This window comes from Myxococcus xanthus, assembly GCF_006402735.1.
Classification (GTDB): domain Bacteria; phylum Myxococcota; class Myxococcia; order Myxococcales; family Myxococcaceae; genus Myxococcus; species Myxococcus xanthus_A.
Map to the genome: position 1 here is coordinate 3,365,044 of NZ_CP017174.1, position 23,153 is coordinate 3,388,196.

General features: G+C 70.6%; 14 protein-coding genes. 11 read left to right on the plus strand and 3 right to left on the minus strand.

Annotation, left to right across the window (positions count from 1 at the left end):
* Positions 1-194 precede the first annotated feature (194 nt).
* Positions 195-1,985: a sigma 54-interacting transcriptional regulator gene (locus BHS09_RS14280; RefSeq protein ID WP_174260545.1), complete on the plus strand. Its 1,791-nt coding sequence runs from the start codon at positions 195-197 to the stop codon at positions 1,983-1,985.
* Positions 1,986-1,995: 10 nt separating this feature from the next.
* On the opposite strand, the gene BHS09_RS14285 is transcribed toward BHS09_RS14280, so the two are convergent.
* Entirely contained in the window at positions 1,996-3,336 is a 1,341-nt protein-coding gene (locus tag BHS09_RS14285; protein WP_237080357.1) for an alpha/beta fold hydrolase, read from the minus strand.
* 566 nt (positions 3,337-3,902) lie between these two features.
* On the opposite strand from BHS09_RS14285, the gene BHS09_RS14290 reads away from it, so the two are divergent.
* Positions 3,903-4,748 (plus strand): ThiF family adenylyltransferase, encoded by an 846-nt coding sequence (locus BHS09_RS14290; RefSeq protein WP_140790504.1) that lies wholly within the window; start codon positions 3,903-3,905, stop codon positions 4,746-4,748.
* A gap of 28 nt (positions 4,749-4,776) precedes the next feature.
* Here the strand turns inward: BHS09_RS14290 and BHS09_RS14295 are convergent, their stop codons facing one another.
* Together BHS09_RS14295 and BHS09_RS14300 are read right to left on the minus strand one after the other, a co-directional pair.
* Positions 4,777-5,223 (minus strand): hypothetical protein, encoded by a 447-nt coding sequence (locus tag BHS09_RS14295; protein ID WP_011552966.1) that lies wholly within the window; start codon positions 5,221-5,223, stop codon positions 4,777-4,779.
* A 214-nt stretch (positions 5,224-5,437) separates the two neighbouring features.
* Positions 5,438-7,945 (minus strand): penicillin acylase family protein, encoded by a 2,508-nt coding sequence (locus BHS09_RS14300; protein ID WP_140798144.1) that lies wholly within the window; start codon positions 7,943-7,945, stop codon positions 5,438-5,440.
* A gap of 146 nt (positions 7,946-8,091) precedes the next feature.
* On the opposite strand from BHS09_RS14300, the gene BHS09_RS14305 reads away from it, so the two are divergent.
* The 9 genes from BHS09_RS14305 (at position 8,092) to BHS09_RS14345 (ending at position 23,152) form a co-directional block, all read left to right on the plus strand.
* Complete coding sequence (locus tag BHS09_RS14305; protein WP_140790508.1) at positions 8,092-8,736, plus strand: CDP-alcohol phosphatidyltransferase family protein; 645 nt, start codon at positions 8,092-8,094, stop codon at positions 8,734-8,736.
* A 160-nt stretch (positions 8,737-8,896) separates the two neighbouring features.
* The gene (locus BHS09_RS14310; protein ID WP_174260547.1) at positions 8,897-11,863 is read left to right on the plus strand and encodes a choice-of-anchor D domain-containing protein; all 2,967 of its coding nucleotides are present in this window, start codon (positions 8,897-8,899) and stop codon (positions 11,861-11,863) included.
* Positions 11,864-11,971: 108 nt separating this feature from the next.
* On the plus strand, positions 11,972-12,358 hold the full coding sequence (locus BHS09_RS14315; protein ID WP_140790512.1) for a hypothetical protein: 387 nt from the start codon (positions 11,972-11,974) through the stop codon (positions 12,356-12,358).
* Positions 12,359-12,488: 130 nt separating this feature from the next.
* The gene (locus BHS09_RS14320) at positions 12,489-14,825 is read left to right on the plus strand and encodes a serine/threonine protein kinase (RefSeq protein WP_140798146.1); all 2,337 of its coding nucleotides are present in this window, start codon (positions 12,489-12,491) and stop codon (positions 14,823-14,825) included.
* A 20-nt stretch (positions 14,826-14,845) separates the two neighbouring features.
* Positions 14,846-17,296 carry a serine/threonine-protein kinase gene (locus tag BHS09_RS14325; protein ID WP_140798147.1) on the plus strand — a complete coding sequence of 817 codons (2,451 nt, stop codon included), beginning with the start codon at positions 14,846-14,848 and terminating at the stop codon, positions 17,294-17,296.
* A 306-nt stretch (positions 17,297-17,602) separates the two neighbouring features.
* Positions 17,603-18,127 (plus strand): MerR family transcriptional regulator, encoded by a 525-nt coding sequence (locus BHS09_RS14330; RefSeq protein ID WP_140798148.1) that lies wholly within the window; start codon positions 17,603-17,605, stop codon positions 18,125-18,127.
* A gap of 42 nt (positions 18,128-18,169) precedes the next feature.
* Positions 18,170-18,661, plus strand: coding sequence for a sigma factor-like helix-turn-helix DNA-binding protein (locus BHS09_RS14335; protein WP_002635080.1), 492 nt, complete (start codon positions 18,170-18,172; stop codon positions 18,659-18,661).
* A gap of 105 nt (positions 18,662-18,766) precedes the next feature.
* A complete protein-coding gene (gene purH / locus BHS09_RS14340) occupies positions 18,767-20,311 on the plus strand; it encodes a bifunctional phosphoribosylaminoimidazolecarboxamide formyltransferase/IMP cyclohydrolase (protein ID WP_140798149.1) in 1,545 nt (514 codons plus the stop codon).
* 3 nt (positions 20,312-20,314) lie between these two features.
* Complete coding sequence (locus tag BHS09_RS14345; RefSeq protein WP_140798150.1) at positions 20,315-23,152, plus strand: tetratricopeptide repeat protein; 2,838 nt, start codon at positions 20,315-20,317, stop codon at positions 23,150-23,152.
* Position 23,153: the final 1 nt, after the last annotated feature.

A 23,153-nucleotide genomic window follows, 5' to 3' on the forward strand; every position in this document is an offset into this window, starting at 1 on the left:
GCCAGCAGCGGCGGGGCATGGGGAGCGCGAGGACGTGTCTCATGCCGCGAGACGGGCTTGTTTGCTTGTTGATACCTTCCGCCGCCCGGCCGTTCATGACCTGTACCTACATCCAGGTCGAGTGATGGCTGGCGAATCTTCTCGCGTCGCAAATTGTCAACGTCGCTTCATCCCTCAAGTAGACTGTGGTGGTCATGACGCGGCCTGTGTCCGCCTACGCCCCTCGAAGCGAACGCAAGCCGTTGTACGTGAAGGTGGTGACGCAGCCCGCGCTCCATGGGTGCTGGGCCGTCAACATCAGTGAGACGGGCATCGGGCTCATCGCCACGCCGCACACGCCGTCCGAAGGGCCGCGTGAGGGCGAGGACGTGGAGCTGTCGTTCTCCCTTCCGGACTCCGGTGAGCACATCCGCGTGCGCGGCGTGGTGCGCTGGCGTCACGACGCGTCCGGCGCGGTGGCGGCCATGGGCGTGAGCTTCCGCGCCTTCGAGGAAGCGGACGGCGTGAAGCTGGCGCGCTACCTCGCCTCGTCGCACCTCCAGGTGGTGGTGGCCTTCGCCACCGAGCAGGAGGCGCGCGCGGTGACGACCGCGCTGGAAGGGGTGGCCAAGCTCCACTTCGCCTCCAGCCCGTCGGACGCCCACGCGCTGGTGACGCGCGGGGACGCGGCGTGCCTGGTGGTGTGCGGTCAGGACGAAGAGCAGGCCCTGGCCCTGGTGGAGTCCCTGGCCGCCCGCCGCGCGGACGCGGACCCTTCCGGCGCGGGACCGCCCAGTGACCTGGCGTCGCGAATCGTCTACTGCGCGCCGGCAGCGCCGGAGCGGCTGGTGGCCCTCTTCAACGCCGGGCGCATCTTCCGCGCGCTCGGGCCGTCACCCACGCGGGAGGCCCTGCACCATGCGGTGCTTCAAGCGGGGCGCGAGCACGGCGTGCGCACCGAGCAGTGGCGCATGGCGCTGGAGCTGGAGCGCAGCCTGCTCCGGGAGCGCGCGTTGTCGCAGGATCTGCCGCCCGCCCCCGGTGGACGCGGCGGGGACGAGGTGGGCTTCCGCAGCGCCGCCATGCAGCGGGTGATGGAGCTGGTGCGGCTGGTGGCGCCCCACCGCGTGGCCGTGCTGCTCCAGGGCGAGACGGGCACGGGCAAGGAGGTGCTGGCGCGCATCCTCCACCGGCTCAGTGGCCGGGGGGACGTGCCGCTCGTGGTGCAGGACTGCGGCGCGCTGTCGGAGACGCTGCTGGAGAGCGAGCTCTTCGGCCACGTGAAGGGCTCCTTCACGGGCGCGGTGGCGGACCACCCCGGGCTCTTCGTGCTCGCCAACGGCGGCACCATCTTCCTGGACGAAATCGAGAACACCACCGCCAACCTCCAGGCCAAGCTCCTCCGCGTGCTGGAGACGGGGGACGTGCGTCCGGTGGGCGGCACCCAGGTGCGCCACGTGGACGTGCGCGTGGTGGCCGCCAGCAACAAGGACCTGGGCGAGGAAGTGCGCGCCGGCCGCTTCCGCGCGGACCTCTTCTACCGGCTCAACAGCTTCACCGTGGACATCCCCCCGCTGCGGGACAGGCCGGAGGACGTTCCGGAGCTGGCGCTCTACTTCCTGGAGCTGTTCAACCGCACCTTGCGCCGCTCGGCCAGTGGCATCGCGCCGGACGCGGTGGACGCGTTGCGGGCCTACGCCTGGCCGGGCAACGTGCGCGAGCTGCGCAACGTCATGGAGCGCTCGGTGCTGCTCTCCCGCCCGGGTGAGGTGGTGTCGCGGCGGCTGCTGCCGCCGGTGCTGGGCTCCACCCTGGCCCTGCGCAACGAGCCGGGTGGGGATGGCTCGCTGCGCGCGCGGCTGGAGCGGGTGGAGCGGGAGTTCATCCGCGAGGCCCTGGAGCGCCACGGCGGGGTGCTGCGGCGCGCGGCCGTGGCGCTGGGGATGGACCCGGTGACGCTGGGCCGGCGGGTCCGGCGCCACGGCTTGTGGAAGGAAGACAGCTAGGCCTTGCGCCTCAGTGGGTGCGAATCCACTGGAGCATGGGCTTCCAGACGCGCACGCGCGCGTCGTCCGCCAGGAACAGGTCCGCGTGCCCGTAGTCCAGGGCGCGCGCGGTCTCCGGCAGCGTGCTGATGTTGAGCAAGGTGACGTCCCGGCTGCCCAGCAGCGTGACGCTGTGCTCGCCGTAGCGGCCCACACCGCCCGCGGCGCCCACGTACAGAACCGGCACCTTCACGTCACGCAGGCGGTCGTCGTAGGGCACGTTCTTCCCGCAGGCCCACGCCTCCGTCTCCACCACCTCGTTGATGCTCTGGTACGGGGCGGCGCGCTGGCCGAACTCGAAGAGGTAGCCCTCGCGGGTGAAGGACAGCTGCCCCGGCAGGCCCATGGTGTCCGGCGTGCTGCCCATCAGGTGGTAGGCCGGGACAATCGGCTGCAGCGGCGCGAAGAGCACGCTCGTCGCGCCCGCCGCGACCAGGGCCAGCTTGCGGTTCGAGGGCCGGCCCGTGCCCGGCCCGAAGATGTCGTCCTGCACCAGCGGCGACGGCGCGGCCGGCTGCACCGCGGCGAGCTGGCCAATGGCCTGCAGCATGATGCCCGGCGCCGGCCCGAGCAGGCCACCCTCCAGCTGGCCCTCCTGGCGGGCATTGCTCAGCGCCTCATGGCGCTCACACGCCCACGCCTGCTGCTGCGCGTCCCGCGGAGAAAAGCGCACGGCCATGTCCATGGGGATGAAGCCGTCCACCTGGCGCAGCGCGCGCGGTCGCTGGGCCTCGCGGTTGAGGTACGCGTAGCCCACCACCGCGCCCCGGCTCCAGCCCAGCAGGTGCATGGTGCCCAGGAAGTTGCCGCCCGCCAGCCGCAGCAGTTTCGCCACGCCCAGCGCCACGCCCACGTCGGCCGCGTGCGTTTCCAGCGTCCAGTTCTTCATGAAGCGAAAATCCTGCGTGTTCTGCGGCACGCCCGCCCACCGCAGGTCGATGCCCCACACGTCCACGCCCTCCTTCGCCAGGTACGCGGCGATGGACTGCTCCGGCGGCACGAACGCGGAGCCGACGCTGGAGAGGAACGCGGCCTCGAAACCCCACCCGTCGCCGTGCACCATGAACACCGCGCGCGTCGCACGCGCCGGCCGCCACGCCCAGTCCTCCCGCACCACCCGGTGCAGGGTGACGACGTCCTGCTGCGACGGCCCCACTTGCAGGCGGTAGCGGTAGTGGGCCACGTCGCCGAACAGCGCCACCCGCTCACTGCCTCCCAGGTTGCTGGAACCCAGGAGCGCGGCGCTGAGCGGCGCGCCACCCGCCAGCGCCACGCCCTGGAGCGCCGCGGCCTGTGAGACAGCGTGTCGCATGTCATCAGAAGGGGCCGCTTCGGCGGTTCGAGCCAACGACAGACATGCCAACGAGACGCAGAGGAAGAACACGGAACGCATACAGACCTCGGATCGGCTGAAGAGGTTCGGGGGAGTCGAGTCACCGCCGGCCCATGACGCCCCTGACGTGTCGCCCCCCGAGCAGAATTCACGCCAATCATTAAACCCCTGTAACTCCTGGAGTGTTCTCCAGGCAGGGGCTTCATGGGTGAATGCCACTGTGGATCGAACCTCTGACATCCCCTGCTAGGTGGGGTACTTCGGCGCGTGCTTCACCGCTGAAGCCCGCGCATCACCGGTGCGGCTTCCCGGGCGTCACGAGGAACCCGGCAGGGATTGAGAGGCGTGGGTGACGAGCGCGCGCAAATGACCACAGGCGACCAGAACGGGCAAGAGCCGATTAGCTCTCCAGTACGGGCGGACTGACGGGGTCCGAACGGCACCAGGTGACGTGGGAGGGGTGCTGAACACACGCGCCCGTGGGGCTCTCGCCACCCTCCTGGGTGGGGGGCACATGAAAGCCAGACTTCAACGTGAGGCGGCCCATGTTCGAGCAGCGGTTCCAGCGCAATCTGGGCGTGGTGGATGCGGAGACGCTGTACAAACTGTCACGCACGCATGTGTTGGTGGCGGGCGTGGGCGGCGCGGGAGGCCAGTGCGCGGTGGACCTGGCGCGGCTGGGGTTCGGCGGCGTGACGCTGGCGGACTTCGACGTCTACGAGCGCCACAACATGAACCGGCAGGTGGGCTGCTTCGAAAGCACGTTGGGCCGCTCCAAGGTGGAGGTGGTGGGGCGGATGTGCCGGGACATCCACCCGGCCTTGCGGCTGCGGGAAGTGCCGGAGGGCATCACCGCGGCCAACGTGGAGGACGTGCTTGGCGGGGGCGGTGTGCTGGGCCCGGTGGATTACGTGGTGGAGGTCATCGACATCGCGGGGGCGCATGAGAAGCAGGTGCTCCACCGCGCCTGCCGCCAGCGTGGCGTGCCGGTGATGACGGGGCTGATGTTGGGCTTCGGCGCGGCGCTGCACGTCTTCCAGCCGGACGCGCCGCTGTACGAAACGCTCTACATCCTGCCGGATGGGCGCATCGACCTGCCGGCCATCATCCCCCACCTGGGAAGCTACATGCTCCGCGAGTACATGGACGCGTGCTACCAGGGCCGGGGCCACGCACCCACCTGCGTGGTGGGCGCGACGAGCGCGGCGGGGATGATGGTGACGGAGTTGACGCGCGCGGTGATGCGGGGCCCCCGGTCCATGGTGTCGTGGCCGGAGTACCTCTATGTGGACTTCTTCGACCACAGCTTCGTCCGGGGGACCGCCGCGCCGGCCCTGTCGCGGCGGGTGGACCCGGCGTCGCGGGCCGAAGGTGCCCCGGCCGCGAGCTGACGTCGCTGTACGGAAGGACGGGCCGCGCTCACACCACGCCGCGCGCCCGGGCCTCCTCGATGACCTTCACGCCGTCCACGCCCAGGCTCTTGCCCAGGTAGGGGGCGACGAGGTCGGCGTGCTTGTGCACGCGGTGGAAGGCCTCGTCGAAGGTGCGCGTCACCAGGTTGATGCCGGAGATGATGACCCGCTGCAGGTTGTATTGCAGGTCATTGCCTTCGACGATGGCGTGAATCTCCGTGAAGAGCGGGCGCGCGTCCGAATGGAAGGTGGACAGGTTGCGCCGCTGCTCCGAATTGGGCACGGAGGACTTCGGTGAAAGGCTGGCGACGAGGACGAGCGGGTGTTGAAGTTGCTCGTGCGCGCCCTTCATCTGCTGGAAGACGGTGTGGATTTCTTCCTGACTGGGTGGTGCCTCCCAGCGGAGGAAGAACACTCTGCCGATGATGGCGGTCTTGTAGACGGATGTGGCCATGATGTCCCCCTGCTGCTGCCGCGGTGATTCCACCGGGAAATCCCGGTGCCCCTTCGCCAGGAACGAACGGCGGCGCCTGGCGGTCTGCGCACCCATTGGCGCGCGTCCCTGGAGCAGACGGAATCAGACTGGAGGGCGGACATCCGCGGCCCGACGTTGCCCCGCCGGGCCGCGAGGTGTCCGGCCCCCGACGAATCGGGGGCCGGCGGGGACGTCAGTTGCCGGTGAGGGTGATCTGCTCGGCCGGCGCGGCGGCGATTTCCTCGGCGGTGAAGAGGATGGGCCGCCACTGCTTCTGGGAGAACAGCCGCGTCTGGTCCGCGTAGTACGGCGAGGCCGGGTTGCTGGACTCGCTGTAGGTCAGCAGGGCGCTGGCCTGCACGCCGGTGGGCGTGAACTCCATGGCCATGATGAAGCTGCTGCCGTTGTTGATGACGTAACCGCCGTTGGCCAGGGCCGTGCGTCCGTTGACCACGGTCCGCGTGGCGGTGCCCACCTCGGCGTTGGGCGTGGTGGACTTCAGCGTTCCGAAGCTGACGATGTTCGCCGCGCCGTCGTAGTTGCCGCCGCCGTGGATGGGGATGCGCTCGCCGCTCACGCGGGGGGTGAACTGCGCCTCGCCCAGCGGGAGGTCCAGCGCCAGGCCCGCGCGCGTCAGCGTGGTCACGGCCTGGGCCAGCTTCGTCAGGACGGGGTCGGTGCCCTGGGCGGGCGCGGGCGCCAGCGTGTGGGGCGTGGCGATGGGGTTGGCCGGGTCGAAGGGCGTGGCGTACAGCGCCGGGCTCGCCTGCAGCTCGCTCATGGTGAACGTGCCCGCGAACTCGCGCCACACGATGGCGCCCACGCTGTCCACGTCATAGCGACGGTCCCACTGGGCAATCAGCGAGCACGCCTGGCTGATGTCCACGGTGCCCGTGCCGTAGGGCACCATCGTGTGGCCGGTGCAGCGGGCCACCACGTCGTCGATGAGCAGCTCGGCGATCATGCCGCGGTTGTTGAGGATGGCGTCCTGCAGCTCGGTGCGGGTGAAGAGGCCGTCCGCGCCGGACGCGCCACCTTCGACCTGCTCGGTGAGCATGACGGCGTTGAGGCGCGTGCGCGGCGACTGGGGCACGTTCTCCAGGCCGTGCAGGGGCGAGAAGCCCTTGAGCGGCTCGTCGGGGTTGGTCAGCCAGTAGCTGTCATTGGCGTTGAAGACGAAGTCGGTGCGGTCCAGCTTGGGCACCTTGCTGAAGGGGACCAGGCCCGGGCTGCGGGCGCCGGCCTCGTCCTGCCACTCGTTCTGGCTGTTGCTGCCGTCGAGCAGCACCAGGCCCATCTGCTGCCAGATGGCGGTGGTGGCCAGGTCCGCGCCCTGGCGGGCGGCGTTCCAGGTGGCCAGGGCCACGGGCGACAGGTTCGGCGTGGGCGTGGCATCCGTGTACCAGGTGTTGCCCGCGCGGTCGGCCGCCATGGTGTTGACCCAGGGGATGCCCTGCTCGCGCGCGTAGACGGCCTTGAACTCATCCAGGCTGCGGGCCTGGTTCATGCCCAGGAACTGCGCCAGCAGGGTGTCGTTCTCCAGGTTGGCGTCGCGGTAGGTGAGCACGGACTGCTCGGTCCACTCCGCGGTGCCGGGGATGGAGATGATGGGGCCGTAGTGGCTGCTGTACATGCGGCGGGTGACGTTGACGAGCGTGCCGTTGTCGAGCAGGACCAGGATGGTGATGTCCTTCCAGGTCATCTCCCGCTCTTCGTTGTCGTAGTAGTACGAGGTCGGCTTGCCCGGCACCAGGCGCAGCCCGTACAGCGTCATGCGCTGGCCGGAGGAGAAGGTGTGCGTCCAGGCCACGTCGTTGTTGAAGCCGATGAGGACCGCGGGCACGCCCAGAAGGCCCACGCCGTAGATGTCCAGCTCACCGGGGACGGTGAGGTGGCTCTCCCACAGCTTGAGCTCGCCTTCCCAGGGGAAGTGCGGGTTGGCCACCACCATGCCGTGGCCGGTGGCGGAGCGGTCGCGGCCAATGGCCCAGCCGTTGCTGCCCACCTGGTGCAGTTCGGGCCGCTGGACCTTGACGTGGTCGCGGTCCGGCGTGCCGAGGGTGGTCGCCGTCACGTCGGGCGGCGTGGCCGCGGCGAGGGCGAGGGCGACCTGGTAGCTGCTGCCCGTCAGCGCCACGCTGTAGGCGTAGGCCAGCAGGTCCACCTCGGAGATGGGTCGCACCCACTTGGCGCCGGTGCAGGGCGCGGGGAGCTGATCCTTGGGCGTCTCCTCGATGTAGCGGTTGAAGCCGGCCGCGTAGCCCTTGAGCATGGCCTGGAGGGTGGCGGGCTGCGTGCTGATGCGCTCCGTGGCGCGCGCGTGGAGGCCCAGCGAGCGGTAGGCGAAGTCGCTGCCCGCGTAGGTGCTGCCGGGGCCCATGCCCAGGAAGCGGGCGCGCTCACCGCGCACCTTGAGGATCTGATCCGCGAGGATACAGACGTGGTCCTGGGCGAAGGCATAGCCATTGCCGTACGCCACGCTGCCCATGTCCTTTCCGGTGATGTGGGGGACGCCGTGGGCGGTGCGGCGGATGGTGGCTTCGTAGGTGGGCGTCGGGGCCGGAGGCGTGCCGTCGTCGTCGTCACCACAGGCGGAACTGAACAGCAGGCCCATGCCTGCGAGAAGGGAGAACTGCCAGCGGGTGCTCCGCGTACGCCGGAGCACACCGCGCCGGAGGGGCGAGGGAAATTTGGGGTGCATGACAGTCGTCGAGCGTAAGGAGTGGCTGATCACACCGTCAAAATGTTTCTGAAACTGGAATGATTTCTCACACCGCCGGGCACAACGCAGTGTGGCAAGAACGAGCTACCGGCCGAGCGGGAGGGGTGTGGTAGGAAATCGCGCATATGTCGACCGAGCCGTCCCGTGCCCGCCGCCCGCGCCGTCACTTCTCGATGATTCGCACGTTCGTGCTCGCTGACTTCGTGACGCTGGGCAACGGCTTCGCGGGTGCGGGCGCCATCCTCTCCTCCATGCAGTACCTGGCTTCCGGGGACGTGGGCTGGCTGTGGGTGGCCTTCGGCCTGATGCCGGTGGCGCTGGTGATGGACGTCATGGACGGGCGCATCGCGCGCTGGCGCTTCAAGAAGTCGCCTCTGGGCGCGGACCTGGACTCACTGGCGGACGTCATCTCCTTCGGCATGGCGCCGGCGGCGCTGGCCTTCGCGGTGGGGATGCGCGGCTCCCTGGACGTGGCGGCGCTCCTCTACTTCGTGGCGTGTGGCATCAGCCGGCTGGCGCGCTTCAACGTCACGTCGGCGGACCTGTCGGACGAGACGGGGAAGGTGAAGTACTTCGAGGGCACCCCCATCCCCACCAGCCTGGCGCTGGTGATGGTGATGGCCGCGGCGACGTGGGCGGGGCGCATCGGTCCGGACCTGTGGGGCGGTGAGTGGCGCCTGGGACCGTTGGTGCTGCACCCGTTGGCGCTGATGTACGTGGCGAGCGGAAGCGCGATGATCAGCAAGACATTGCGCATTCCGAAGATTTGATACCGGACACCCACCCACCCCTGGGCTCGGGGTTACCCACGCATGGCCGGTTGCCCACCCTGAAGTAGGTGCCTAGCTTCGCCACCGTTCCTTCCGCCGTCCTCCATGCATGTGGGGCGCGCGGCGGTCAGGGTTGACGGTAGTGGGGAAGGGGTGGGCCATGACAGGGCGCTTGGGCTGGGTCGCCCTCGCGGTGGTGGGGTTGCTGGTCGGTTGTGCGGATCGCGAGCGCTCGGCGCTGGCGGACGGGCGGCTGACGGCGACGCCGGGTGGCGTCGACTTCGAGCGGGTGGCCATCTTCGATGCGCGCGAAGCGGAGGTTTCGCTGCGCAACGTGGGCCGCGCACCCGTCGATGTGAACGAGGTCTGGGTGGAGGGCCCCGAGGGGGCCTACCGCGCCGAGTTCACCCATGAGGGGCCGCACAGCTTGCAACCCGGGAGCGCGTGCTCGCTGCGCGTGCGTTTCGCGCCGCCCTCCGAAGGTTCGCAGCCGGCGGTGCTGGTGGTTCGCTCGGACACGCGCATCGAGCCGCTGCTGCGCATCCCCTTGACGGGCAGCGGCGTGGACGCCTGGGCCCGCGTGTCGCCGCGTCGGCTGGACTTCGGCCGCATCGAAGCGGACGCCACGAAGACGCTGCCGCTGCGGCTGGAGAACCCCACGGAATTGTCCGTGGAGGTGACGCCGCGGCTGGTGGGCGCGGACCGCGACGAATTCAGCGTGGAGCCGGTGACGCTGGCGCCCGGTGAGAGCCGCGAGCTCATGGTGACGTTCCACCCGGTGCGGGTGGGCCGCAAGCAGGTGGCGCTGGCGGTGTCGCCCTGCCGCGGCTGCGCGGACGTGACGGTGCAGGTGGCCGCCGAGGCGCTGGAGCGCGCGGTGGTGGCCGAACCGGAGGTCCTGGACTTCGGCGCGGTGCCCGTGGACCGGGACGCGTTGCGCGAGTCGAGCATCCGCAACATCAGCACCGAGCCGGTGACGGTGACGCAGCTGACGCTGGAGGGCCGTGACGCGTCCTTCACCCAGAACAACGCTGGCTTCCCCTTCGTGCTCCAGCCGGGCGAGGTGCGGACCTTCACGTTCCGCTACAGCCCGGACCACCAGGGCGCGGCGCAGGACACCGCGCTGTACCACGTGGAGAGCCGCCGCCATCCGACGACGCCCGTGCAGCTGCGCGGCTACGGCGGCGCGCCGGAGCTGTGTGTGTCCCCGTCGGTCTACGACTTCGGCACGCAGCCGCTCGGCGCGAAGGTGCGCGTCATCATCAACGTGAAGAACTGCGGCGCGTCCAATGAGGGCGGGCTCACCATCAACACGCTGGACTGGCTGCCGCAGCAGGGTGGGGCGCCCCAGTTCAACCACACGCCGCTGGCGCTGCCGGTGACGCTGCCGCCCGGCGGCGAGGTGAACCTGGAGGTCTTCTACGAGCCCACCGAGCTGCGCGCGGCGGAGGGCTCGCTGGTGATGACGACCAACGCCTTCTCCGCGACCATGGTGCAGATGGACTTCCGCGGCAACCCGGAGGCGCACGCGCCCTGCGAGCTCACGCTCACGCCGCAGGCCCTGGACTTCGGCACCATTCCGCCCGGCCAGGGCGCGGTGCTGGGACTCAAGCTGGAGAACCGCGGCACCGACTTGTGCCCGGTGAAGAACATCCGCCTGCGGGATGACGGCGGCGGTGTCTTCACGTTGCCGGGCGGCGACCTCTACGGCGGCATCATGTACCCCGGCGACTGGTTCAGCTTCCAGGTGGCCTTCATGGCACCCGTGGCGGGCGGCCACTTCACCGGCACCGTGCAGATTGAACAGATGCAGCCGGCCAACCCGGTGCTGCTGGTGCCGCTGGTGGCCAACACGCAGGCGGTGTGCCTGGTGGCCTCGCGCCGCTACATGGACTGGGGCGTGGCCCGGCCGGACTGCCCCGCCGAGCCCATGGAGGTGAACTTCCTCAATGCCTGCGCCGCGCCGGTGACGGTGAACGACGTGTGGATTGGGCCGGGCACCACGGATTCGGAGTTCGGGTTTTCGGCGTTGCCAGACCCCATCCCCTTCGTGCTGCCGCCCAACGAGGCCTTCACGGTGGGCGTGGAGTACTTCGGCCTGGTGTCGGGCATGAACCTGTCGCCGCTGTACGTGGGCTCCAGTGACTTGCCGGCGCCGCTGATGGTTCCGCTGGTGGGCGAGTCGTCGATGCGCGTGGAGAAGACGGACAACTTCATCCAGCAGGACGTCAGCAAGGTGGACGTGCTGCTGGTGGTGGACAACACCGCCTCCATGGCGGTGGAGCATCCGCGACTGGTGGAGGCCATTCCGACCTTCGTGCAGACGGCGCTGGACCGGGGGGTGAGTCTCAACGTGGCGGTGACGACGACGGGCATCCATCCGGTGAGGCCGACGGACCCGGCCAACGCGTGCCCGGGCGGCGCGGAGGGGGGCGAGGCGGGCCGCTTCTTCCCGGTGGACAGCTCGCTGCCGCGCATCCTCACGAGCGCGACGCCGAACCTGGCCCAGCAGCTCCAGCAGAACGTCCAGGTGGGCCGGTGCGCGGAGGTGGAGCAGGGCTTCGAGGCGATGCGCCGCGCGCTGTCCCGGCCGCTGGTGAACAGCGCGGATGACCCGCGCACGCCGCTGCCCAACGACGGCAACGTGGGCTTCCTGCGCGAGGAGGCCGCGCTGGTGGTGCTGTTCGTCAGCGACGAGGACGACCACTCGCCCGACGCGGTGGACACCTACGTGGACTGGGCCCAGCAGCTCAAGGGGCAGAACCAGCCGCAGCGCGCGACCTTCTACGCCATCGCTCCGCCGGCTGAAGGCTGCGCGACGGCGGGCGGCGCCGGTACCCGCTACGCGCAGGCCACCTCACGCACAGGAGGCGAGGTGGTGAGCGTCTGCGCGGAAGACTACCGGCCGCTGCTGCAGGCGGTGGGTGACAAGGCCTTCTCTGCGCAGGAGCGCTTCCCGCTGAGCGACATGCCGGAGCCCGGCACTGTGACGGTGACGGTGAATGGCGCGCCGTCCACATCTGGCTGGACCTACGACGCGGCCACCAACAGCGTTGTGTTCGACGTCGTGCCGCCGGCGGGCACCCGCATCTCCATCAACTACCGCCGTTCGTGCGACGCGATGTAACGCACCCGGAGGGCCGGACATCCGGCCCTCCACAGTGGTGTCAGTCCCCGGTGCTACAGGTCTGCTTCCGCCTGTGCGGATGACCAGAAAATTGGAGGTCACCTCGCGGTGTGTACCCTGAGGTCGTACCTGCAGCTGCCGAGGAGGCACCCGGTGAACTCCCAGGATTTTGAAGGAACGATGACGAGCGCGGCCCGCCCCTCTGGACGGGCCCCCGGACTGCGCGTCATCAAGGGAGAAGGGCAGCGGAGGGAGGAGCCGCTCGCCTCCAGGGACGCCGTGGCCCGGGTGCTGATGGAGGCCGGGGCGGACCTGCTGCTGCGGCGAATCAGCCCGGCGCGGGCGGGGGAGATTGAGCGGAAGGTGGACCGGGTCCTGGACCTGTTCGACCGGGTGGACGTGGCGCCGGTGCTGATGCCGGTGCTGAAGCGGCACCTGGACGAGTTGGAGGTCCTGATGCGGGAGACCCGCGAGGTGCGGGCCGCCCGGAGATAGGCACAAAGGCCGTTTCCGGAGCAGTTGGGGGTTTGACCCTCCTTCCCGGTGCGCTTACGCTCGGGTCCATCCCGCGCCCGGAACTCGGGGCCACTCCAAGGGTGGTTGTCCAGGGGCCGGTCAGGTCGCCGTGTCCATCGAAACCTATGGCAGGTATCAGCTCCTGAATCGTCTCGCCACGGGCGGGATGGCGCAGATCTACCTTGCGCGGCCTCAGGGCGCGGAGCCTGACAAGCGGGTGGTGGTCAAGCGGATCCTTCCGCACCTCGCGGAGAACGACGACTTCGTCAAGATGTTCCTGGACGAGGCTCGCATCGCCGCCCGGCTGAACCACCCCAACGTGGTGCAGATTTTCGACCTGGGAGCCCAGGACGACTCCTTCTTCATCGCCATGGAGTACATCCACGGCGACGACCTGCGCCGGCTGTGGAGGCAGTCGGAGCTGATGGGCCAGCCGCTGCCGGTGCCGCTGGTGTGCCGCATCCTCATCGAGGCCTGCGCCGGCCTGGACTACGCGCACAAGCGCACGGACCCGACGACGGGCCGGCCGCTGGGCATCGTCCACCGCGACGTGTCCCCCCAGAACATCCTGGTGACATTCGAGGGCGGGGTGAAGGTGGTGGACTTCGGTATCGCCAAGGCGGCGGACCAGGCCACGGTGACCCGCTCCGGCGTGCTGAAGGGGAAGTATTCGTACATGTCCCCGGAGCAGGCGGCGGGCATGCGGGTGGACTGCCGCGCGGACATCTTCGCGCTGGGCATCGTCTTGTACGAACTGCTCACCGGCACGCGCTTGTTCAAGCGCCCCAACGACATCCAGACGCTGACGGCGGTGTCGGAGTGCCGGGTGGTGCCGCCCTCGCACGTGACGTCGCGCGTGCCGGCGGACCTGGACGCCATCGTCCTCAAGGCGCTCGCGAAGGAGCTGCCGGACCGGTACCAGGAAGCGGCGCACCTCCAGCACGCGCTGGAGGAGTGGCTGCGCGCGCACCAGGCGCCCGCCACGTCCGCGCACCTGTCCGCCTTCATGAAGGAGGTCTTCGCGGAGCGGCTGGCCGAGGAGGCCCGGGCGGGCGACGTGCTGGGCGAGGATTCGGATTCGGGGGCGTCGAGGCAGGAGTCTCCGCCGCGACGGACCGGCCTGCGGCCCGCGTTGCCGCCGCGTCCACCGCCGATGTCTCCGGAGGATGACGCGACGGCGGCGCTGCGCCCGCGACCGGCGTCCCGGACGGGCCGCTTTGAACTGGAGCCGGAGAAGCCCGCGCCGCGGCTGACGGGACAGCGCCGGGCGGTGGAGCCCGAGCGGCCCTCGCGCTCCGGCATGAACGTGGCGCCTCCGCTGCCTCCGCCTCCGCCCGTGGAAGAGGATGCGCCCACGGTGGATGCGCGTGCATCCGCGTCGGTGACCCGGACGGACGTGAAGCTGGGCGGGGCCGCCGCCGCGCCGACGGACCCTCGCGGCGCTCCGCGGCATTTCGGAGGCACCGGCCGCTTCGACCTGGGTGCGCCGGTCCTCCCCATGGATGACGAGGACGCCCCCACGGTGGATGCCCGCGCTGGCGCGCGCTCGCAGGCGCGAGGGGGATTCGTCGTGGAGGAGGACGCGCCCACCATCGCCATGATGGATACGGGCCGGCCCGCGCGGGTGGTGATTCCGCTGCGGGACGGGGAGCCGCTCGAGGAGGACGCCCCCACGCTGTCGCTGGGCATGGCGCGCGCGGCGAAGCGCCCCGTGGCTGCCGCGGGCAGCAAGACGTGGCTGTACGTGGGGCTGGTATTGCTGGTCGTCGTGGCGGTGGGCGTGGTGCTCTGGTCGATGCGGTCGCCGGAGCCCGTGCCGGTGTTGTTGGACCCGGAGGCCGCGGTGCCCGCGCCCGTGCCCATGCAGGCCGAGGCGCCGATCCAGGCTCCGACAGAGCTGCGGCCCCCGCCCGTGGTGCCCCAGCCTCCCGTGGAGGCCGCGCCCGCGCCGGTGCGGCTGCGCATCGAGACGCAGCCCGCGGACGCGGTGGTGCTGGTGGATGGCCAACGCCACGACGAGCGGCCGGTGATGCTCGAAACGGCGGTGGGCCAGCAGGTCGCAGTGCGAGTGGAGGCCGACCGGCACCAGGCGCAGACGCGCACGGTGACGGTGGGTGAGGACGCGGAGCAGGTGGCGCGCTTCACGCTGGAGCCCGAGCCGCGCGCGGTGGCCGCTGCTCCCGTGGCGGCAGTGGTCCGCGAGCGCCCGGCCCGGCCCGAGCCCCGGCAGGAGGGGCGACTGGCCCGGGTGCGCTTCGTCGTGCACCCTTGGGCGGAGGTGACGTGCGGTGGCAAGCGGCTGGGCGAAACGCCCTTCGAGGCCGTGGAGCTGCGCGTGGGCAGCTATGACTGCCGCTTCGTCAACCCCGACCTCAAGAAGACGCTCAGTCGACGTATCGAGGTGAAGCCCATCGACCTCAACGTCGTGAGCGTGAAGTTCGAATAGTACATGCCTTGGATGCTCCCGTGACGCTCGAAGCCGGCACTCACATCGGCAAGTACGTCGTCCGCCGCAAGCTCGCCGAGGGCGGCATGGCGGAAATCTACCTGTGCACGGCGCGCGGCGCGGAGGGCTTCGAGAAGGAAGTCGTCATCAAGCGGGTGCGCGCCTTCCTCGCCAGCGACCCGGAGTTCGTGGGGATGTTCATCGCCGAGGCCCGGCTGGCCTCGCGGCTGAACCACGCGAACGTGGTGCAGATCTTCGACTTCGACAAGCACGAGGACACGTACTACCTGGCCATGGAGTACGTGCGCGGCTGCTCGTTGTGGGAGTTGCGCAAGCGCGGCAAGGAGCTGATGGAGCCGGTGCCGCCCATGCTGGTGGCGCACATCGGCGCGGAGGTCGCCCGGGGCCTGCACTACGCGCACCGCGTCCGCGTGAATGGCCAGCCGCTGGACCTGGTGCACCGGGACGTCACGCCGCACAACGTGCTGCTGTCCTTCGATGGCGCGGTGAAGCTGACGGACTTCGGCATCGCCAAGGCGGGCAACAAGCTGACGCAGCCGGGCGTGCTGAAGGGCAAGTTCGCGTACATGTCGCCCGAGCAGGCCCGGGGCGAGGCCGTGGATGCACGCACGGACATCTTCGCGCTGGGCGTGGTGCTGTGGGAGATGCTCACCGGCGGCCGCCTGTTCGACGGGGACTCAGAGGTGGCGGTGCTGCGCGCGGTGCAGCAGAGCACCATTCCGCCTCCGGCCCGGCTGAACCCGGACGTGCCCGCGGACCTGGATGCCGCCGTGGTGCGCGCTCTGGACAGAGACCCCGCGCTCCGCTTCCAGACGGCCGCCGAGTTCGAGCGTGCCCTGGCCCAGTGCGTGCTGACGCATGCGAGGTCCGTGGACGACACGGACCTGAGCGCCTTCATGCGCCGCTTGTTCCCCACCAGCCTCACCCAGGCGATTCCCACCGTGCAGGATCGCACGCACGTCGTGGAAGGGGCGCCGGCACCTGGGGGAGGGGCGTCGCCCGTGCCGCGCGAGCCCACCGCGGTGATGGTGCCCGCTGGCCGCAGCGGCCTGGCGTTGCCGACGTCTCCGGATGAAGACGTCAATGCGCCGACCTTCGTGTTGCCGCGTAGGGGCGAGGAGGCCGCGCTGGATGCGGCGCCACTGCCGCCCATGGCCACGCCGATGATGCCGCTGCCGGCGGTGGCGTCGTCGCCGGTGCCTCGCGGCGTTTCTTTCGAAGGCGCGCCTTCCACTCCGGGCCGGCAGAGCCGTCCGGAGGGCGTGGTCGCGGTGTCGGGGCCGCGCTCCGGTGGGGCCGAGGATGCTCGCGGTGCCGCCTCCAGCGAGGATGCACGGGCCGAGAAGACGCCGAGCAGGGGCGCAGGTGTCCCGGTGGTGTCCGGGAGCGCGCGGACGCCGAGTCGTCCGGAAGGGCTCGCCGCCGTCGCGTCACCGTCAGGACCATCCGGGAGCCTGAGGCTGGCCAGCGCCTGGGGCGATGAGGACGACGACGAGGAAGGCACCCCGTCGAATACGGAGCCTGAGGCGCATCCCGGGATGTGGGCAGCCGTGCCTGGAGCTTCCGAGGTGCCTGCGGCGGGTGCCCATGCGTCCGGCCCCGAGGGCCCTGCGGCGGGTGCCCATGCGTCCGGCCCCGAGGGCCCTGCGGCGAGTGCCCGTGCGTCCGGCCCCGAGGCTCGCGCGGCGAGTGTCCGTGTGCCTAGCCCCGAGGTTTCCGGGGCGAGCGCCCGGGGCTCCGGAGCCGAGGTTCTTGGGGCGAGTGCTCGTGGCTCTGGATCCGAGGTGTCTGCGGTGGGCGCTCACGCGCCTGGCCCCGAGGCTCTCGAGGCGGGTGGCCGTGCGTCCGGCCCCGTGGCCTCGGTGGCCGTGCCGGCGGCGCGCCGTCAGTGGGCGCTGGGACTCGCCGTGGCGTTGGGGCTCGCCGTCGTCGGAGGCGGCGTCGCTGTGATGCGGGGGACCGAAGCGGCTCCTCCGGTGGTGCCGGCAGAGCCCATGGTGGCCGCACCCGCTGTTGATGAACCCGTGCCGACCGCGCAGCCCGTGCCTTCAGCGGTCCCTGAGAACGCCGAGGGCGGGGAGAAGGGGCCCGCCGAAACCGCCGACACCGAATCCGAGGTGGACGGGCTGATGCGCGAGGAGGTGCTCGCCGCTGCCGCCACCAACCCGGCCTCCGCCCCCGCGCCGAGTGCGGCCGACACCCGCCAGGAGCCGGAGCGCGTGCGCGCGGCGCCGGCCAGCGGAACGCTCCAGGTCCAGGCCGCGCCCTATGCCACCGTGTTCATCAACGGCAAGCGCATGGGCGAAGTAACGGGGCGGGCGTCGTACCGGTTGCCCGTCGGCAACCACAAGCTCGTCTTCCAGCACCCGTCCGGCGAGCGCCGCTACGACGTCGCCGTCACCGCTGGCGGCACCGTCAGCCGCGACTTCCGCGCCCCCAGGGCTCGCTGAACCCGGCTGGCTCCCGGCACGGCGGCCTCACCGGCAGCCGTGCCGCAACCTGACCCCAGGTCCGAAGTCACCCGCCGTACCGGTGCTCGCCTCCGCTTGAGCACCCCCAACGTCCACTCCTGAACGCTGCTGCCTCGCACCCAGCGGGCCGCTTTCGGGTTGTCACGCCTACCTCGTCCCACCTGCCGTTCCGCCTGTTCAAAGGCGCGCGATTCGTCCGTCGCCGCTTGCCTGCCTGGTGGTCTGCCTTGACACCCAACCGCCCGTTCTGGCACTCAGTGGCCCCCACTCAGTGGATTATATTCAATGGAATTCATGGACCTGCTGGCTCCTGAGGAGATTGCTCGGATCGAGCGCGAGAACGCGGGCGGTCTGCCCGCGAGCGCCATCCTGAAAATCTTCCGGCCACGGGGCGTGCGCCTCTCGGAGGCGACGTTCCGGAAGTACGTGCAGGCGGGCTTGCTACCCAGGAGTCGCCGGGTGGGCCGGAAGGGGAAGCACCAGGGGAGCGTCGGGCTCTACCCGGTGGAGGCGGTGCGCCGCATCAATGTCATCAAGAAGATGATGGCGGAGGGGCACACCCTGGAGGACATCAAGCGGTCCTATGTCTTCCACAGCAACTACATCGACCAGTTGGAACGGGACCTTGCGGGCCTTCTGAATGGGTTTCAGGAGGAGCTGGGGGACCGCGCCTTTGGGGGGGAGCATCGGCGTACGCTTGAGGCACAGCTAGCAACCTTGCGGCAAAGAGCGCAGGATCTGGTCCGGGATGTCGCCCGGCTGGGTAGCGCCGTGACCGCACGCGCAGACGAAACCATCCGTTCGCAATAGAATACCCGGGAACCGGGTAGACTGGCCTCACGTGGAGGGGACATGTCGGAAGTGAAGCAGCTACAGGAGGAGGGGGGGGACCAGGAATCGGACCAGGCGCAGGAGCGCCGCCGTTCCAAGACGATGTCGCGCAAGGAGATGGCGCGCGACCTGCGGAGGCGCCGCCTCACGGGTCAGGTGGACCCCGAAGAGGCCGACCTGCTGAAGCAGATGGACGACACGCGGCCGCGTACGCGCGCGGACTGCATCAACGGTCCCCGGCCGTGCAACTTCGTCTCCTGCAAGCACAACCTCTACCTGGACGTGAATCCGGAGACGGGGTCCATCAAGCTCAACTTCCCGGACAAGGAGATCTGGGAGCTGGAGCACACCTGCGCCCTGGATGTGGCGGAGAAGGGCGGCATCACGCTCGAGGAAGTGGGGGAGATCATGAACCTCACCCGTGAGCGCATCCGCCAGGTGGAGACGCGCGGGCTGATGAAGCTGCGCGAAGCCACCGAAGCCGAGCCTCCGGTTTCGGCTCGCAAGCCCTGATGTCCGCGGGTGGTTTCCACCCGCGAACGGAGGGCCGACGTGTTGCGTTGACACCCCAGGGGGTGGTTGCTACTACCGCCGCTTCCCGCACACCGAGGCCCACACGTGCTGGCTCTCCTGAGCGTTTCTGATAAGCGAGGTCTGGTTCCCTTCGCCCAGGGGCTCGTCCGCCTGGGCTTCCGGTTGTTGTCCACCGGGGGCACGCTGGAGGCGCTCAAGGGCGCGGGGGTACCCGTCACCAAGGTGTCCGAGCACACGCAGAGCCCCGAGATTCTGGGTGGCCGCGTGAAGACGCTCCACCCCCGCATCCACGGCGGCATCCTGGGACGGCTGGAGCTGGAGGCCGACCGGGAGGAGATGAAGGCGCACGGCATCGAGCCCATCTCCCTGGTCGCGGTGAACCTGTATCCGTTCCGGCAGACGGTGGCCTCGGGCGCCGCGGAGCCGGAGGTCATCGAGCAGATTGACATCGGCGGGCCCGCGATGGTGCGCGCCTCCGCGAAGAACTTCCGGCATGTCTCGGTGGTGGTGGACCCGGACGACTATCCGGCGGTGCTGGCGGAGTTGGAGCAGCAGAAGGCGGTGAGCGAGGACACGCGGCGCCGGCTGATGCGCAAGGCCTTCGCGCACACGGCGGCCTACGACGCCTCCATCTCCGCGTGGCTGTCCGCGCAGGCGGGCGAGCCGTTCCCGGGGGAGCTGTCGCTGGCGTTCCGGAAGTCGCAGGAGCTGCGCTACGGGGAGAATCCGCATCAGCGCGGCGCCTTCTACCGCGAGCACGCCGCGCCCCAGGAGCCGACGGTCGCCTTCGCCAAGGTGCTGCAGGGCAAGGAGCTTTCGTACAACAACATCCTGGACCTGGACGCGGCGCTGGGCCTGCTGCTGGAGTTCCCGGAGGCCCCTGCGGCCGTCATCATCAAGCACAACACGCCGTGCGGCGTGGCGGTGGATGACGCCCTGGTGAAGGCCTACCGCACGGCCCGCGCGGTGGACGAGGTCTCCGCCTTCGGGGGCATCGTCGCGCTCAACCGCGAGGTGGACGCGGCCACGGCCCAGGCCATGGCGGAGACGTTCCTGGAGGCGGTCATCGCGCCGTCGTACTCCCCGGAGGCGCTGCAGGTGCTGGCGGCGAAGAAGAACCTGCGGCTCCTGGAGGCGGGCCCCGCGCTGGCCAGTCCCCAGGCCCGGCCGCGTGCCCAACTGGACGCTCGCAGCGTGTCCGGCGGAATGCTACTGATGGATCGGGACTCAGTGGAGCCGCCGCTGTCGTGGAAGGTGGTCTCCAAGCGGGTCCCCACGCCGGAGGAGGAGCGGGCCATGCGCTTCGCCTGGAAGGTGTGCAAACACGTCAAGAGCAACGCCATCGTCTTCGCCTCCGGTGACCAGCTCCTGGCGCAGGGCGGGGGGCAGACGAACCGGGTGGACTCGGTCCGCATCGCGATGCAGCGCGGCGGAGCGGCCCTCCGGGGCAGCGCGGTGGCTTCGGACGCCTTCTTCCCGTTCCGGGATGGGCTGGACGAGGCCGCCCGGGCGGGGGCCACCTGTGTCGTACAACCCGGCGGTTCGGTCCGTGACGCGGAGTTGATTGCCGCCGCGGATGAACATGGGATGGCCATGGTGCTGACGGGAGTGCGACACTTCCGGCACTGAGCCATGCGCATCGTCTGTCAGAAATGCGCGGCCGCCTACGCGATTGATGACAAGCTCATCACCGCCAAGGGCGTTCGCGCGCAGTGTCCTCGCTGCCGGAACCTGCAGTTGGTCCGGCGCGATCCCTCGGCCGTGCCCGCTGCTGGCGCGCCGGCTCCGGCGTCGCAGCCCGCGGCGCCCGTCACGCTGACGCCTGTCTCCGGCGCCGCGCCCGCGGACGACCTCTTCGGCGACTTCGGTGCGCCGCCGCCCGCCGCGCCCGCACCTGGTGCTGCTCCGGCTCCCAAGCCCGCCCGGGGCGAGCGCGCGCCCGGGTCGGAGCTGTTTGGCGACTTCGGGGCGATGCCTTCGCCGGCTCCCGCGTCCGCGCCGCCCGTGGACCCCTTCGCGGGCCTGGGGACGCCGGCTTCGGGAGGTGGTGGGGCCGGTGCGGAGGACCCGTTGCTCGACTTCCTGGGACCGCCGCCCTCCGCGCCGCAGGGAATGGAGTCCCAGCCTTCGCGTCCGGCGAAGCCCGCCGCCGCGAAGCCCGCGACCTCCGGCTGCCGCGTCTGCCAGAAGCCGCTGACGGATTCCTTCGACCAGGCGCTCGGCATCTGTGATGACTGCCGCCAGCCTGGTTCCGCTCAGGCGCCGGCCGCCGCGAGCCGTCCGGCCGCTCCGGCCGGGAACTCGGACTTCCTGCCGGCCATGGCGGACCTGGGTGGGGGCTCCGCATCGGTGGCGCAAGCCTCGGAGCCAGAGCCGGGTGCCGAGTCCCGTAGTGGAGTTCGCGTGCCCATCAGTACCGACATCATTCCGGACATGGGGCCGGAGCCTCGCAGTGGCATCCGGGCCTCCTCGCCGCAGCTGGGAGCGGAGCCTCGCAGCGGCTCGCGCTCCGCGCCGGTGCGCGTCACTGATGGGCGCTCCCGTGGGGGCAAGGGCGGACTGGTGGCGGGCCTCGTGGGGCTCGTCGTCGTGGGCGGAGGCGTGGGCGGTTACTTCCTGTACCAACAGCAGCAGGAGGCGTCGCGCCGCCAGGCGGGTCCTCCGCCCGCGGCCGCCATCCCGGACGCGGTGCAGGCGGTGCTGCCTCGCTGGAAGCTGAAGTACCTGGAGATTCCGGGCACCAGCGCGCAGCGACTCGCGCAGGGGCAGCAGCAGCTCGCCCGTGACGAGCGCTTCGCATACGCGGAGGCGGAGGAGTCCTTCCAGCAGGCGCTGGTGTTGGACCCGACCAGCGATGCCGCCATCGCGGGCTACGTCCAGGCGCTGGCCCTGGGGCGCGGCGCGCGCATGGACGACGTGACGTTCCAGGAGGCCCGCGCGCTGCTGTCGGCGGCGGAGTCGCGGTCCGGCCGCACGGCGCCGTTGCTGCTGGCGCACGCGAACCTCCTGCTGGCCCGCTCCGGTCAGCCCGAGCAGGCGCGTCCGCTCGCGGAGGAGTTGCTCGCCCGCGCGGAACTGCCTGACGCGCAGAAGGCCGAAGCGCACCTGGTGCTGGGCCGCACGTGGCTGTCGTCGTCCCGCGAGCTGGCTCGCAGCCACTTCGACTCCGCGCAGAAGCTGTCGCCGGACATCAAGCGGCTGCACTACTACCGCGCGCTCGCGCATGTGTCGGGCGGTGAGTACTCCGCCGCGCTGGACACGCTGCGCAAGCGGCTGGAAACGAGCCCGAAGGACTGGGAGAGCCTGGCGCTCACTGCCCGCATCTACCAGGAGGTGGGTGAGCCCGCGGAGGCGCGCAAGTTGTACGAGGCCCGGGTGAAGGCGGAGCCCGGCGAGCTGCGCGCGTTGTTGCCGCTGGCGATGCTGCGCTACCAGGCGGAAGGCAACGCCGCGGGCGCGGTGCGGGACTTGCGCGCGCTGATGAAGAACCGGGCGCGCTACGACGAGCCCGAGGTGGCCGAGGTACTGGTGCACCTGGCTGCGGCGGAGCGCACCGCGGGCAGTCAGGACGCGGCGGTGAAGTCGGCGGAAGAGGCCCTGCAGCTCGTGAAGGAATTGCCGGAGGCTCACCTCCAGCTCTTCCTGGTCGGCCTGAGCCGCCGCGATGCGGAGAAGGCACGGACCCACCTGCCGGGCTTCCGCGGGCAGCTAGAGGACGGAGCGCTGGAGAAGGTGCTCGAAGGCCGGTTGCTGCTCCTGGAGAAGAAGCCGCTGGAGGCGCTGGAGGCATTCCAGGAAGCGGTGAAGTTGGACGCACGGCGGCTGGACGCGCAGCTGTTGGCGGGCGTCGCCGCGGCGAGCGCGAAGCGCCGGGACGACGCCTTCCGCGCGCTGCACCAGGCGCTGCAGTCGGACCCGCTCCGACTGGAGCCGCGGCCCGCGACGTCCGCCTACTGGCTGCGCCCGCGCGAGACGGTGGAGGGCGTGGAGGGTGCCATCCTCGCGCTGTCCGAGGGACCGGAGGACCCGTCCCCACTGTTGTACGAGGGTCTGCTGCGCTTCCACCAGCACCAGTTCGACGCGGCCGAGCGTCACCTGCGCAGTGTCTTGGAGGTGGACGCGAACAACGCGGGGGCCCTGGCCTACCGCGCGCTCATCGCGCTGCAGCGAGGTGCCACCGCGGACGCCCGGCGCCTGGGCGAACGCTCCGCGGCGGCGGGGCGGCAGATGCCGGTGTCGCATCTGGCGCACGGCCTGGCGCTGGCGGAGGCCCGGCAGGTGGAGCCGGCCAAGCGCGCGCTGCGGGATGCGTTGGCCCTGGCGCCCACGCTGCTTTCGGCGCAGGCGCGGCTGGCGCAACTGGAGTCGGCCCGGGGCAAGGACGTGGCGCGAGACACCCTGGTGAAGGTGGTGGGGTTGGATCCGGCATACCTCCCCGCGAAGCGGATGCTCTACCTGTTGGAACGGTGAG